The organism is Pseudomonas sp. NS1(2017) (assembly GCF_002269425.1).
Lineage (GTDB): Bacteria > Pseudomonadota > Gammaproteobacteria > Pseudomonadales > Pseudomonadaceae > Aquipseudomonas > Aquipseudomonas reactans.
The window spans coordinates 2409757-2423772 of record NZ_CP022960.1 but is presented as its reverse complement, the minus strand read 5'-3'; the positions used below and the strand labels follow the sequence as shown (position 1 = coordinate 2423772).

At 60.4% G+C, this 14016-nt stretch carries 14 protein-coding genes, 1 pseudogene and 1 riboswitch; of the genes and pseudogenes, 7 read left to right on the top strand and 8 right to left on the bottom strand.

Annotation, left to right across the window (positions count from 1 at the left end; all coding sequences use genetic code 11):
- Positions 1 to 7: 7 nt before the first annotated feature.
- The 3 genes from CI807_RS11505 to CI807_RS11495 all read right to left on the bottom strand — a co-directional run bounded on the left by CI807_RS11505 (position 8) and on the right by CI807_RS11495 (position 4657).
- The gene (locus CI807_RS11505) at positions 8 to 1879 is read right to left on the bottom strand and encodes a DUF1302 domain-containing protein (RefSeq protein ID WP_095014741.1); all 1872 of its coding nucleotides are present in this window, start codon (positions 1877 to 1879) and stop codon (positions 8 to 10) included.
- A 331-nt stretch (positions 1880 to 2210) separates the two neighbouring features.
- Positions 2211 to 3893: a fatty acid--CoA ligase gene (locus CI807_RS11500; RefSeq protein WP_033899435.1), complete on the bottom strand. Its 1683-nt coding sequence runs from the start codon at positions 3891 to 3893 to the stop codon at positions 2211 to 2213.
- 131 nt (positions 3894 to 4024) lie between these two features.
- Entirely contained in the window at positions 4025 to 4657 is a 633-nt protein-coding gene (locus tag CI807_RS11495; RefSeq protein WP_016978297.1) for a LysE family translocator, read from the bottom strand.
- A gap of 85 nt (positions 4658 to 4742) precedes the next feature.
- Here CI807_RS11495 and CI807_RS11490 point away from each other — a divergent pair, with 85 nt between their 5' ends.
- From CI807_RS11490 to CI807_RS11480, 3 genes are all read left to right on the top strand, one after another.
- On the top strand, positions 4743 to 5708 hold the full coding sequence (locus tag CI807_RS11490) for a 2-hydroxyacid dehydrogenase (RefSeq protein WP_095014740.1): 966 nt from the start codon (positions 4743 to 4745) through the stop codon (positions 5706 to 5708).
- Positions 5709 to 5738: 30 nt separating this feature from the next.
- Positions 5739 to 6737, top strand: coding sequence for a class I SAM-dependent methyltransferase (locus CI807_RS11485; protein ID WP_095014739.1), 999 nt, complete (start codon positions 5739 to 5741; stop codon positions 6735 to 6737).
- Positions 6738 to 6788: 51 nt separating this feature from the next.
- Positions 6789 to 6908: riboswitch (yybP-ykoY riboswitch) on the top strand.
- Positions 6909 to 6997: 89 nt separating this feature from the next.
- On the top strand, positions 6998 to 7582 hold the full coding sequence (locus tag CI807_RS11480; RefSeq protein ID WP_016978300.1) for a TMEM165/GDT1 family protein: 585 nt from the start codon (positions 6998 to 7000) through the stop codon (positions 7580 to 7582).
- 108 nt (positions 7583 to 7690) lie between these two features.
- Here CI807_RS11480 and CI807_RS11475 read toward each other — a convergent pair whose 3' ends face one another.
- Complete coding sequence (locus CI807_RS11475; RefSeq protein WP_095014738.1) at positions 7691 to 8509, bottom strand: M48 family metallopeptidase; 819 nt, start codon at positions 8507 to 8509, stop codon at positions 7691 to 7693.
- A 178-nt stretch (positions 8510 to 8687) separates the two neighbouring features.
- Between CI807_RS11475 and CI807_RS32100 the strand changes: the two are divergent.
- Positions 8688 to 10031, top strand: a pseudogene (locus tag CI807_RS32100) (HAMP domain-containing protein); the annotation flags it as partial.
- A 15-nt stretch (positions 10032 to 10046) separates the two neighbouring features.
- The gene (locus tag CI807_RS32095) at positions 10047 to 10889 is read left to right on the top strand and encodes a methyl-accepting chemotaxis protein (protein ID WP_371858004.1); all 843 of its coding nucleotides are present in this window, start codon (positions 10047 to 10049) and stop codon (positions 10887 to 10889) included.
- Here the strand turns inward: CI807_RS32095 and CI807_RS11465 are convergent.
- From CI807_RS11465 to CI807_RS11455, 3 genes are read right to left on the bottom strand one after another with little or no spacing between them, the layout of a single operon-like run.
- A complete protein-coding gene (locus tag CI807_RS11465; protein WP_095014736.1) occupies positions 10886 to 11506 on the bottom strand; it encodes an SOS response-associated peptidase in 621 nt (206 codons plus the stop codon). The two genes, CI807_RS32095 and CI807_RS11465, sit on opposite strands and share 4 nt — an antisense overlap.
- 36 nt (positions 11507 to 11542) lie before the next feature.
- The gene (locus CI807_RS11460) at positions 11543 to 11803 is read right to left on the bottom strand and encodes a putative signal transducing protein (protein ID WP_095014735.1); all 261 of its coding nucleotides are present in this window, start codon (positions 11801 to 11803) and stop codon (positions 11543 to 11545) included.
- A gap of 11 nt (positions 11804 to 11814) precedes the next feature.
- Positions 11815 to 11997, bottom strand: a complete 183-nt coding sequence (locus CI807_RS11455; RefSeq protein WP_010213079.1) for a CPXCG motif-containing cysteine-rich protein — start codon at positions 11995 to 11997, stop codon at positions 11815 to 11817.
- A 132-nt stretch (positions 11998 to 12129) separates the two neighbouring features.
- Between CI807_RS11455 and CI807_RS11450 the strand changes: the two genes are divergently transcribed.
- On the top strand, positions 12130 to 13293 hold the full coding sequence (locus CI807_RS11450) for a 1-acyl-sn-glycerol-3-phosphate acyltransferase (RefSeq protein WP_025999883.1): 1164 nt from the start codon (positions 12130 to 12132) through the stop codon (positions 13291 to 13293).
- 26 nt (positions 13294 to 13319) lie between these two features.
- Here the strand turns inward: CI807_RS11450 and CI807_RS11445 are convergent, their stop codons facing one another.
- Positions 13320 to 13577: a hypothetical protein gene (locus CI807_RS11445; protein ID WP_095014734.1), complete on the bottom strand. Its 258-nt coding sequence runs from the start codon at positions 13575 to 13577 to the stop codon at positions 13320 to 13322.
- Positions 13578 to 13759: 182 nt separating this feature from the next.
- On the opposite strand from CI807_RS11445, the gene CI807_RS11440 reads away from it, so the two are divergent.
- Complete coding sequence (locus CI807_RS11440; RefSeq protein ID WP_016978307.1) at positions 13760 to 13969, top strand: hypothetical protein; 210 nt, start codon at positions 13760 to 13762, stop codon at positions 13967 to 13969.
- Positions 13970 to 14016 lie beyond the last annotated feature (47 nt).

The window sequence follows — 14016 nt, the reverse complement described above, 5'->3', positions numbered from 1 at the left end:
AGTGTGCTTAGAAGTTGGCGCCGAAGCTCAAAGCGACGAAGTCGCGGTCATCCACCGTACTGAACTTGCCACCAAAGAAGTTGGTGTAGGCCAGGCTGGCGGTGTAGGTGTTCTGGTACTCGGCATCCAGGCCCAGGCTGACCGCCTTGCGACCTTCTTCGAAGTTACCGCCAGGGCCTGGCGAATAACCGCTGACGTCATGGGACCACGCGACGTTGGGCTTCAGGTTCACACCGGCGAAGACGTCCGGATATTCCCAAATGGCACGGGCGCGGTAGCCCCAGGAGGTGGAGGTGGTGAAACCGTCGTTGTTGCAGTTAGTGTTCAGGTCCGCAACGGGCACACCGGCACCTGCGGCGGTCGAGGCGTTGAGGCCATTGCAGAAACCGGCAGGCAGACTACCAGGGCCGAAAACCGGGTCGCGGCCATAACGAGTCTTGGACTTGCTTTCCAGTCCGCCCACATGTGTGACGCCGATTTCGCCCACCGTCGTCAGGCGGCTTGCCCCCATGACCTGATCAAAGAAATGCGTGAATGTTGTTTGTAGCTGGGTAATTTCCTTACGCCGATAACCATTGAGATCCTGTCCTGGAACGCCTTTGAGCACAGAGGCATTGGAATAACCGTTCAACGGTGTGACACCGGCAAATAGAATATCCGTCGAGTTCAGTTGCACCGGAGCATTCGGACGATAACTCACCTCACCACTCCACGCAGTGCCGGTAGGCAGGGTGGTGGAGAAGCTCAAGCCATACAAACGAATATCTTCTGGATACTCGACAAAATACTGGGAGTTTCCGGCGATTATCACAGGCGCCAATTGCCGTAACGCCGCGGGCGCGCCTGGGTTATTGAGCAGGTTATAGAGGGACTGGGAGGCGCCGCGAGCACTGAAGATAGGTGCCCGACTATGGTAATTCATGAAGTAAGCGCCGAACTCCGTGTCCAACGGCTCATAGTTGTAATGGAAGGCAACGCCGAACTGCCCGCTGTCCCGGGCATCCCTGTCACCGCCACGAGCAACCTTTACCCCTTCTTCGTTTACATCAACACCAAAGCTGTTGAGGGTCGGATAAGCTGCGGGGTTAATTCGAGAACGCTTGTTCAATACACGCAGGTTATCGGTGCAGCCATCTGAAATAATATCGGGCTGGGAGAAGAACGTTCCGCAGTTATCCGTTACCGTCTGGTCCCACTCCAACTGATAAAACGCCTCCGCCGACAAATTATCCGTCAGCGTTTGCGACACATAGAACATGTTGACCGGAATCAAACCCTCTTTGACTTCTGCACCCGGACGACGGAACGCCGATACATCGATCGGGTTGATGGAGTTGATGCCGCCGCCGATGAAGGTACTTTCACCCCAGCTCACTACTTGCTTACCGAATCGCACGTTACCGGGCTGATCGGCAATGGAATAGTTGTGGTAGATGAACGCATCGAGAATCTGCCCGCCAGAGGACTTGGCGCCTTCTTTACGGTTGTTGTCACTGATGTCCTTGAAGGGGCGACTTTCGTCCTTTAGCTCAAAGTCATACCAGTACTTGCCTCGTACAAAAACACCGGTGTCTCCGTACTTCAGTTCCAAATCATGGATGCCCTTGAAGATCTTCGAAAAGGTCTCGCCGCGCTTGAAGTTAAGGTGGCCGTCGTCGGAAGTCTGGGACAGGCCACGACCGCCATTGTTGGCGCCGATCAGGTCCTTGTTGGGCTTGGCTGTCGACCAGCTCGCCCCCACGGAAAGCGACGAGTCAAAACTCCCTTCGATTTCACCAATGTTGAAACTGACGCCGAATGCGGGCCCGGCGAGCGTAGAAGCGAGACTGACGGCCAGGGGCAGTCTTGCCCGGCGCCAGAACTGGTTTACTGAGGTCATCGACGCTACTCCATGTGCATTATTGTTATGGCAGTGAGTTCTTTCTGTGATGCATGTAACGGCCGGAATACAACGATTCCAATGCCGCTCGGCAGCCGAGCCCCCATGGCCCGAAGCGGAACATCCTTGAAAAACTCTGGAAGGGACTATAGCCAGCGGGGGGTAGTGCTTGATCCCTCTAAAGTGTGATTTGCATCACCAACCCGTCTGCCACGACCCTTTCGCCACGTCGACGAAGGCCGACGCGGCAAGGATGGCTGAAAATTGGCAAATCACAAGTAAAGGCGCCAGATAGAGCATTGCCGTGCCCGAACGGGCACGGCGAGGGGCGTCAAAGGGTGGACAGGAACGTGCTGTTATTGGCCTGCCATTCGATGATGTCGATACGGATACGTTTTTTGTCGAGCTTGCCGACACTGGTCTTGGGAATTTCAGTAACAACGGCAATCTGGCTCGGAATCGCCCACTTGCTCAAGTGGCCCAGTTCCACGAACGGCTTGAGGTGCTCCTTGAGCTCTCGGGCCCCTATCACATGGCCATCACGCACCACCAGCAACGCAAACGGACGCTCGCCCCACTGCGGATCGGCGATGCCCACCACCGCTACTTCGCGTACCGCCGGGTGGCGGCTGACCAGGTCTTCAAGGGCCAGGGAGGAGATCCACTCGCCGCCGGTCTTGATCACATCCTTGATCCGGTCGCGGATGTCGATCACGCCGAAGGCATCCAGCGTGGCCACGTCGCCGGTGTGCATCCAGCCGCCTTCCCACAGCTCGGCGCCTTTTTGCGGCTCATTGAAATACCCTTCGCTGAGCCATGGCGCGCGCAGCACCAGCTCACCTTGGGACTCACCGTCGGCCGGCAGGAAGTTGCCGTCGCCATCAATGATCGCGGCTTCCACCAAAGGCCCGGGCACGCCAGCCTTGATGCGGTAAGTCGTGCGTTCATCCTCGCTGCCAGCCATCAACTCTTCGTTGAGGTGGGCGCAGGACACCAGCGGCCCGGTCTCGGACATGCCGTACGCGGCGGTCAACTGAATGCCACGGGCCTTGGACGCTTCGTACAGCGAACGGTTAAGCGCACTGCCACCGATGACGATTTTCCAGCCACCGAAATCCACGTCCTGGGCCGCCTTGGCATTGAGCACCATTTGCAGGATGGTCGGTACGCAGTGGGAGAAGGTGACCTTTTCCTTGCGCCACAGCTCCACCAGATACTCCGGGTCGTAACGGCCGGGATAGACCTGCTTCAGGCCCAACATGGTCGCCACGTACGGCAAGCCCCACGCATGCACATGGAACATCGGCGTGATCGGCATGTACACATCGTTGGTGCCCAGCAGGCGCACGCTGTCGACGCTGCCCATGATGGTCGCCACGCCCATGGTGTGCAGTACCAACTGGCGGTGGGTGAAATACACGCCCTTGGGGTTACCGGTGGTGCCGGTGGTGTAGAAGGTGGTGGCGACGGAGTGTTCGTCGAAGTCCTGGAAGTCATACTTCGGGCTGGCGGCGGCCAGCAGTGTTTCGTACTCGCCCACCAGGTTGGGCAGTTCGGCGGTCTTGGACTCACCGTCGGTGAGCAGCAGGGTCTTGTCGACCGTGGTCAACTGCCCGGCAATCGCCTGGTACAGCCCCACGAACTCACTGTTGACCAGCACAAAGCGGTCCTCGGCGTGGTTCATGGTGTACAGGATCTGTTCCGGCGACAGGCGCACGTTGATGGTGTGGATCACCGCGCCAATCATCGGGATGGCAAACATGCATTCCAGGTAACGATGGCTGTCCCAGTCCATCACCGCCACGGTATCACCGGCCTTCACGCCCGCTTCAGTCAGCACATTGGCCAGGCGCGCAACGCGCTCGATCAGGGTGGGGTAGGTGTAGCGCAGTTTGTCGCGGTAGACGATTTCCCGGGTCTTTTCATAGCGGGTGCCGGACATCAACAGGCGTTTGATCAACAGCGGGTATTGGTACGCACCTTCGGCGGGCGGGATAACACGGGTCTGCAACATACGAATCCCTTTTATGACTGCATGGTCTTGGCTGAAAGAACTGCACTGTAGAGCGCATATGTTTCAGCCAAATCAGCCAAAGGAATGATTTGCAGACCCCAATGAATGCTAGCCTTGCGCCAGCATCCAGCCTATTTCATGCTGGTGAAGGCCAGTTTCACGCCGATGGCAATCAACACCGCGCCCATGGTCCGATCAAACCAGTGCCCCATCCGCGCAAACCCGGCACGCACGCGCTGCTGGCTGAACAGCATCGCCACCAAACAGAACCACAGCGCCGTCGCCACCGCCAGGTACACGCCGTAACCGGCTTGGATCGCCAGCGGTGTATGGGGGTTGATCACCACGGTGAACAACGACAGGAAGAACAGCGTGGCCTTGGGGTTCAAGCCGTTGGTGACAAAGCCTGCGGTAAACGCACCACGTGGGGTGCGCTCGCCCGCTTCGCGGTGCAACTCGCCTTCGGCGACTGGCTTGGCCGGCTGCGCGCGCAGGGCTTTGAAGCCGATGTACAGCAGGTAGGCGGCGGCCGCCCATTTCAGGGCGTTGAACAGCACGATGGACTGGGACACGATCAAGCCGATACCGAGCAACGAATAACCTACGTGCAGGAAAATCGCCGAGCCGACGCCCAGCGCAGTCCAGGTCCCGGCGCGACGGCCGTGGGTGACACTCTCACGCACCACCACCGCGAAATCCGGGCCGGGGCTGGCCACCGCCAACAAGTGAATCAGGGCTACGGTCAAAAATTCGGCGGCGTACATGCTCACTCCAATTAAGTAACTGATTATTTCATCTGATAGGCTCGGGAGATTACGCCTTCGAACCCTGTCGCAAAAGGTACAGTTGATGACGAACAATCGCCGCGCCGTCTTCCTTGATCACCCGTCCCTGGACCTGGGGGACCTCGACCTCAGCGAGCTGCGAGACAGCTTCAGCGAGTTGCAGTTGTTTACCGGCACCACGCCGCAGAACGTGATCGAACGCGTAAAAGGCGCCCACGTGGTCATCAGCAACAAAATCGCCCTCAACACCGAAACCCTGGCGGCCTGCCCGGACCTCAAGCTGATCCTGGTGTCGGCCACCGGCACCAATAACGTCGACCTCGACGCCGCCCGCGCCCACGGCATCACCGTGAGCAACTGCCAGGGCTACGGCACGCCATCGGTGGCGCAGCACACGATCATGCTGTTGCTCAACCTGGCGACGCGCTTGAAGGATTATCAACGGGACGTCAGCGCCGGCAAGTGGCAGGAGGCCAAGCAGTTCTGCCTGCTGGACCACCCCATTGTCGAGCTGGAAGGCAAGACCCTCGGCCTGCTCGGCCATGGTGAGTTGGGCGGCGCCGTCGCGCGACTGGCTGAAGCGTTCGGCATGCGTGTCCTGCTCGGCGCTATTCCGGGCCGCCCAGCCCGTGCCGATCGCGTGCCGCTGGATGAGTTGCTGGCGCAGGTGGACGCACTCACCCTGCACTGCCCGCTCAACGAACACACCCGCGACTTTATCGGCGCGCGCGAATTGGCGCGGCTCAAGCCTGGCGCGTTTGTGGTCAACACGGCGCGCGGTGGTTTGATCAACGAACAGGCCCTGGCGGACGCCTTGCGCAGCGGCCATCTGGGCGGCGCGGCCACCGATGTACTGAGCGTGGAACCGCCGGTGAATGGCAACCCACTGTTGGCCGGTGATATCCCTCGACTGATCGTCACCCCGCACAACGCCTGGGGCAGTCGCGAAGCGCGCCAGCGCATCGTCGGCCAACTGGCGGAAAACGCCCGGGGCTTTTTCAACGGGGCCCCGCTGCGCGTCGTCAGTTGATAAACTGCGCCCCTTTTCAAGGAGCAGACCATGGATCCGCGCAGTGAAGTACTGCTTCGTCAGGCCGAACTTTTTCAAGGCAACCTGCTGTTGGTGGGGTTGCCTGCAGACGACCTGCTGGGTCGCCTGCCCAACGCCCACGGCTGGTGCTGGCATGCCGGCGATCAGGCGGCACTCGACGCACGTTTTCCTGAGCGCAGCCAGTTTGGCGTGAACGTGCCTGACCGGGCGTTTGATACGGCGGTGATCTTCCTGCCCAAGTCCAAGGACCTCACCGACTACCTGCTTAACGCCGTGGCCTCGCGCTTGCCAGGCGCCGAGCTGTTTTTGGTCGGCGAGAAGAAAGCCGGTATCGAAAGCGCCGCCAAACAGCTGATCCCCTTCGGTAAACCGCGCAAGCTCGACAGTGCGCGGCATTGCCAGTTGTGGCAGATCACCGTGGCCAACGCCCCGCAGGCCGTCGAGCTGGTGAGCCTCGCGCAGGTCTTCGAGGTGCCGCTGGCCGAGGGCCCGCTCAAAGTGGTGAGCCTGCCAGGCGTGTTCAGCCACGGGCGCCTGGATCGTGGCACCGAACTGCTGCTGGAACATCTGGACAAACTGCCAAGCGGCCATCTGCTGGACTTTGGTTGTGGCGCGGGGGTGCTGGGGGCTGCGGTCAAACGTCGCTACCCGCACAACACGGTGACGATGCTCGACGTCGATGCCTTCGCCGCCGCCAGCAGTCGATTGACCCTGGCTGCCAATGGTCTGGAAGCCGAGGTGTTGACCGGTGATGGCATCGACGCAGCACCGATGGGTTTGAACGCGATTTTGAGCAACCCGCCGTTCCATGTCGGCGTGCACACCGATTATTTCGCCACTGAGAACCTGCTGCGAAAAGCGGCGAAACACCTGGCAAAAGGTGGCGAACTTCGCCTGGTCGCCAACAGCTTCCTGAAGTACCAGCCGCTGATCGAAGAGCACCTGGGCGTGTGCGCGATCAAGGCCGAAGGCAATGGTTTTCGCATCTACCGTGCCAAGCGCGGCTGACGGGCGTTTGAAAAAGAAGGCTTGCCGAATGGATTTTGCCTAGGCAGAATCCGCTCCGTCCTAGGGGAGTAGTCTCCCACGAGCGCCACGCTCGTCCGGCATACGTCAACATACTTGGTCAGCAGACCATGGCGTATGCGACCCAGGAGTCCGCACAGACGGACCGGGGTTTGACAAGACCTATGACACGCACACCTTACCCGGGGCGGGAAGGCTGTACGTGTCATAGCCGTGTCGACCCGCCCCTGGAAACCTACCTGATGCTGGATTCATTACTCGTTCCTACCGCAATCGTTGCCTTGGCCGAAATCGGCGACAAGACACAACTGCTCGCGCTCATCCTTGCAGCCCGTTTCCGCAAGCCCTGGCCGATCATCGCCGGCATCGTCGCCGCGACCCTGGCCAACCATGCGGCCGCGGGTGCCGTTGGGGCCTGGTTCGGCAGTTTCTTCTCGGATGCGGTGTTGCACTGGATCCTCGCGGCGAGCTTCTGCGCCACGGCGTTGTGGACCCTGGTGCCGGACAAACTCGACGATGATGAAGCCAGTACCACGCGCAAATTCGGCCCGTTCCTGACCACGCTGATCGCGTTCTTCCTCGCGGAAATCGGTGACAAGACGCAGATCGCCACGGTGATGCTGGCGGCGCAATACCCGGAGTTGTGGCTGGTGATTATCGGGACGACCCTGGGCATGCTGATTGCCAACGTGCCGGTGGTCTTGGCGGGGAATTTTGCAGCGGAGAAACTGCCGTTGACGCTGATTCGTCGACTGGCGGCGTCGGCGTTCTTCATCCTGGCGATCGTGGCGGTTTACAAGGCCATGCAGAGCAGCGGCTGGATCTAACACACACCTTGTAGGAGCCCGGCTTGCCGGCGATAGCGATCTTCAGGGCGCTATCGCCGCGGTGCGACGATTCGCCAAGCCGGACTCCTACAAAGGGGCAGCGTTAACTCAGGACTTCTTGGCCTGCTGGTACAGCGGCATCACCTTCGGAATCGCCGCCTGCAACGAGGCGATTCGGCTGTCGGAGGCCGGGTGAGTACTCATGAACTCCGGCGGCGCACCTTCCGAGGCTTTAGCCATCTTGTTCCACAAGGTGATGGCAGCGTTCGGGTTGTAGCCCGCACGAGCCGACAGCTCCAGGCCGATCAGGTCCGCTTCGTTTTCATTGCTGCGGCTGTTGGGCAAGGTCATGCCGTAGTTGGCCACGGTATCGGCCAATGCCAGGCTGTCCTGGCCGAGGCCGAACAACGCACCGGCGCCCTGCTTCGCCATCTCGATCCCGTAGGCCTTGGACATGGCTTCACGGCCGTGTTCACGCAAGGCGTGGGCGATTTCATGACCCATCACGGCGGCCAGTTCGTCATCGGTGAGCTTGAGGTTATCGATCAATGCGCTGTACACGAAGATCTTGCCGCCAGGCCCGCAGTTGGCGTTTATCTCGTCGCTCTTGATCAGGTTCACTTCCCACTTCCACTGCGCGGCATCCGCACGGAAGGTCGGCGCCTGGGCGATCAAGCGGTTGGCGATGGCCTGCACGCGCTTGGCGTTGGCGCTGGTCTTGTCCAGTTGGCCCTTGCTGCTGGCCTCTCCCAGGGTCTGCTGGTAGGACTGGGCATACATCTGGTCGACTTCCTGGCTCGACAGCATGCTGAACATGTACTGCTTACGCTCAACCCCAACGGCGCCGCCGCTGGTGGTGTTGACCGACTGACACCCGGCCAGCAGCATCGCTGCAACCAGGCCGCTAACTGCCAATGACTTCTTCATGAACCTCTCCCTGAAAACACGCCCTTAAAACATGGCGCGTATCGTAGGCGCTCGTTTGTATCGACGCCAGATACACCAGACGTGTAACCGCTGATTTTCAGATACATCCCACGGCGCCAATAACGTCGACGGGCTTTCCATTTGCGACACCCCAAACATTTTTGCAGGACAACCCCTAATGCCCTGCGCGCCCGTGGCCGATACAAAAAGGCGGATTCTCTCCCCTGTGCCCGGAGCCTTCATGAAATTCAAGTCGATCCAATTTTCTGTCGCGGCACTGGCCGGGGCGATTGTCCTGAGCGTGGTCGCGGTGCTGGTGCTGTACGCCTTGTTTGCCGGAGCGCGGACCCAAGAGATGGTGCAGGATCGCACCCAGGTGCAATTCGAACAGATCATCGAGCAGCGCCTGACCGCCTTGGCGCAAACCCAGGCCACCTTGATCCAGCGCGAACTGGAAGCGCCCTTGGTGACCGCCAAGAGCCTGGCCACCGCCAACGCCCTGCTCGGCATGAAAGACGCCAAGGGCCAGCCGGCGCTGCAAGTCGGCCGCGAGCAACTGATCAACCTGCTGCATGAAACCGTGGTGCGCAACCCGAAGATCCTCGGCGCCTACATCGGCTGGGAGCCCAATGCGATCGATCACAACGACGCAGCCTACGTGAACAGCCCCATTATCGGCATGGCCGCCGACGGCCGCTTCCTGCCGTGGTGGTATCGCAACGCCGATGGCAGCCTGGGCCTGGACAAGCTCGCCGACGTCAACGACCAGAACATCCTCTCCACCGGCGTGCGCGCCAGTGAGTACTACCTGTGCTCCAAGGAAAACAAAAAGGCCTGCGCCATCGACCCGGCGCCTTACAAAGTGGGCAACGCGATGGTGATGCTGGCTTCGTTCATCGAGCCGATCATGATCGACGGCACCTTCCAGGGCATCGTTGGTGCCGACCTGTCGGTGAACTTCATCCAGGACATGCTCACCAGCGCAGATCAAAAACTCTACAACGGTGCTGGTGAACTGGCGCTGATCTCCAGCAACGGTCGCCTGGTGGCCTACACCAAGGACGCCAGCAAGCTCGGCGAAAAGGCCAGCGACCTGCTCGACAGCAATGAACTGGCCAACCTCGGCCAGTTGAAAGTCGGCGAAGTGCGCTACGACATCGACAAGGAACACGGGCACATCGAGCTGTTCCTGCCGTTCAACATCGGCCAGGCCGACGCGCGCTGGACCTTGATGCTGCAACTGCCCCTCAGCGCCGTGATGGCCGATTCGCAGAAGCTGCAAAGCGACCTGGAAGCCCAGCGCAAGACTGACATCTTCGGCATGACCATCGCCGGTTTGTTGATCGCCGGTATCGGCTTGCTGGTGATCTGGCTGGTCGGCCACGGCATTGCCCGCCCACTCAAACAAATGGTCGCGATGCTCAATGACATCGCCCAGGGCGAAGGTGACCTGACGCGGCGCCTGACCAGCGACCGCGCCGATGAACTGGGCGCGATCGCCAGCGGCTTCAATACCTTCCTGATCAAGCTGCAAGGCATGATTACCCAGGTGGTGAGTTCGGTGCAGAAGGTCAGCGATTCGTCAGAGCACACTGCCGACATTGCGATCCGCACCAACCAGGGCGTGCACAAACAGATGGTGGAAATCGACCAGGTCGCCACCGCTGTGCATGAGATGACCGCGACTGCGCAAGATGTTGCGCGCAACGCCACCCAGGCCGCCCAAGCCGCCAGCCATGCCGACCAGGCCGCAAGCCAAGGCATGCGCATCGTGCGCGACACCTCGACCTCCATCGGCGCACTGGCGGCAGAAATCGGCAAGGCGGTGGGCGTGGTGCAAACACTGGCCAAGGACAGCGAGAACATCAACGCCATCCTCACGGCGATTCGCGGGATTGCCGAACAGACCAATCTGCTCGCGCTCAATGCCGCCATCGAAGCGGCGCGGGCCGGGGAGCAAGGCCGTGGTTTTGCGGTGGTCGCCGACGAAGTGCGCAACCTGGCGCAAAAGACCCAGAAGGCTACCGAAGAAATCCAGACCATGATCCAGCAGTTGCAACAAGGCACGCGGGACGTGGTGCGGGTGATGGAGGACAGCCAGAACCGCACCGATGAAAGCGTGCAACACGCGGCCAAGGCGGCTGAAGCGCTGGAGACAATTACTCAGGCAGTGTCGGTGATCAACGACATGAACACCCAGATCGCCAGTGCCGCCGAGGAACAGAGCGCGGTGGCCGAGGACATCAACCGTAATGTGATCAATATCGGCCAGGTGGCCAATGAAGTAGCAGGCGGCGCGGATGAATCCAGCGCGGCCAGTGCGGACTTGACCAAGCTGGCGGAGCAGCAGCGCCGACTGATCAATCAGTTCAAGGTCTAAGCCGGGGTCAGACACTCCGGCCCATTGAGCTTGGGATCGTTGACCATGTTGGCCAGGACCCGCTCGCGCAACGCGACGGGTTCACTGGCCAGCAGGCCTTGCAACACATGCAACGGCGTCTCGGGATCGAGCCAGGCTGCCTGCCCGGCCTCATCCAGAATCAGCGGGCGACGCTGGGCCTGCGCCGCCTGGGTCACCACCGCCGTACTCAGCCACACCTGCTCCTGCACTGGATACGCTTCCCAGATCGCGGCGAAAAACAACGTGGAGCCCTCCCCCGGTGTCAACCAGTACGGGCGTTTGCGCTGGGTGCCGCGCCATTCGTAGAACCCATTGGCGGGCAGCAGGCAACGACGCTGACGGAATGCTTCGCGGAACATCGGTTGTTCGGCCAGGGTTTCGGCGCGGGCATGGGCAGGCGTGCGGGAAAGATCGGTCAACCACGGCGGCGTCAGACCCCAGCGAGCGCGGGCCAGCGTGCGCTCGCCGTCGGTGGCGCGCTGGATCAGCACCGAATCATTCGGGGAAATATTCCACTGGGCCTGCTGATCGGCCGGGAAGCCCGGCAAGGCAGCAAAGGCAGGGTTCCAGCGAAACAGGGCATAACGTCCACACATGGGGCAACACGACTCTTGGGTAAACCGACCGACAGCCTAACAGACCAGCACGTCGGGGAAGCTGTCAGGTTCATCACCGGGCAGCGGTTGTGCGCCGATATAGGCAGTGATCAGCTCGCGGGCGTGCATGGCCCGGTCATTCTCCACCTCCAGGCCCAACAGACCAAAGATCGGCAGCTCGCCAGTGCCGCCGAGCAAATGCCGGCCCACCAGGTGCGCCTCGATGCCCTCGCTGGCGAGCATCTGTTGCAGCAGCTCGCCTTCCATCAGGTTTTCCGGTTCGTAGATTCGCAGCATCAGCGTACCCGTTATTCGTTTTCGCTTCGGGTTTCGAGCATCCACTCTTCCCCATGCACCTGCAGATCGAAAATGATCGGCCGGCAACACACTTGGCAGTCTTCTATATAGGTCTGGTCACCGCCAGACAAATCCACCGTCGTTTCGACCACTTCACCACAATAAGGACAATCGTACGTCGCGTTTTCCAGCATCGCAGCCTCCAAGGTGACTTGTGCGTATAATCGCCGGTCTATTGACAGGGCTATTTTCGGTTGGGGCCATTCCTCAGTCCGCCCCCTGGTATTTCCTTTACTTACCCTAGCCGTTTCTAACAAGAGAGCATGATGGGCGAATTCGATACCATCCGACCTTACAACGACAGCGAAGTCCCGGCAGTGCTGGCACGTCTGTTCAGTGACAAGGCCTTTCTGGACATCCTGACTCACTTCCGCTTCCCGCGCTTTGCCGGCGCCCTGGGCTGGCTGCTCAAGCCGATGATCGCCCGCAAATTGCGCCGTGAGTTCGCCGGCGTCACCACCGTGGCCACGCTCCAGGACAAAGTCGAGTACTACGTCGACCACACCATCGACCGGGCGACCGACGGCGTGACCTACACCGGCGTCGAGCAACTCAAGTCCGGCACGGCTTACCTGTTCCTGGCCAACCACCGCGATATCGTGATGGACCCGGCCTTCGTCAACTACGCCGTGTACCACGCCGGCCTGCCGACGCCACGTATCGCCATCGGCGACAACCTGCTGCAAAAGCCGTTTGTCAGCGACCTGATGCGCCTGAACAAGAGTTTCATCGTGCACCGCTCGATCACCGGGCGCAAAGAGAAGATGGCGGCGTATCAGTTGCTGTCGGCGTACATCAACCATTCGATCCGCAACGACGTTGCATCGATCTGGATCGCCCAGGCTGAAGGCCGCGCCAAGGATGGGGATGATCGCACCGAGTCGGCGATCCTCAAGATGTTCCACGTCAGCCGCAAGGATGAGCCGTTTGCCGAGGTAATCCAGTCGCTGAACCTGACGCCGGTGTCCATCAGCTACGAATACGACCCGTGCGATTCAGCCAAGGCCCGCGAACTGTACATCCGCGCTACTACCGGTACCTACAGCAAGGCGCCGGGCGAGGATGACGTGAGCATTGCCCTGGGCATCACCGGCTACAAAGGTCGGGTGCACGTGAACTTTGCGCCGCCGATCACCGAGCGCTTCGAAGACACCAAGCTGCTGGCCGCAGAGATGGACCGGCAGATTCTCGGTGGTTATCGACTGTTCCCGGTGCATTACCTAGCCTACGCCCAGTGGAGCGATGCCGACCCGCAATTGCAGGTGCCGACCGCCGCCGAAGTGTTCCCGGCGGACGAACTGGCCAAGGCGAAGGCGGAGTGGGAGCGACGCTTGAACGAGTGCCCGGCCGAGCACCGCCCCTTCCTGGTGGTGCAATATGCAACGCCGGTGCGTAATCAGTATCGAGTTAAAGCCGGAATACCTTTGTAAACACTGATCATTTGTGTTGTGGCGTTTTAGAGGCGGGTGCTGAGCCAGGAGATGGCCAGCGCCAGCCCAAGGCAGGCAAATCCGATGCGGTAAGCCAGACGATGCGCCCGTTCGGTGCGCACATCCAGAAACAACATCGGTTGGTCGATCGCGCGGTCTTCGCCCTGCGCGGTCAGGTCGGCCATTGCGCGCTGCTCGCGCAGGCGGGTAATGAACAGCAACGCAGCGCCCGGGCAAGCCACCGCTAACGCAACAACATTGGTCAATAATGCGGGCAGCGCCATCGCAAACCTCGGTAGAACAGTATTTTGGTATCGGTTCAGATACAAACCTGAACGATAGTGGCCTCCGGCGCCGTAAATGCTCCCTCCCCCATTGACGGTTAATGTATCCAGTAATTTACGCCGTCACCTGAACGTCACCTTAACAAGCCACTCTGTTGCCCTTCGACGCTTAGGAGCTTGTCATGCTGCACGCGCAAAACCAGGATCGGCTGTACCTGATCACCCAAAGTGATGAGCAAGAAGCACTGGTCGGCGGCCTGGCCTTCAACGTCCAGGACCGCCACTGGCTGGTGTATTGCGCCCTCGGCGGGCACCAGCACGCGGACCTGCCGGAGACCGATCTGCTGACAGGGGTGAGCCTGCTGGATTTCTGTATCGACACCGCCGCGTGAAACTGGAGGCGAAAAAAAGCCGGGCTCATCACTGGGCCCGGCTTTTT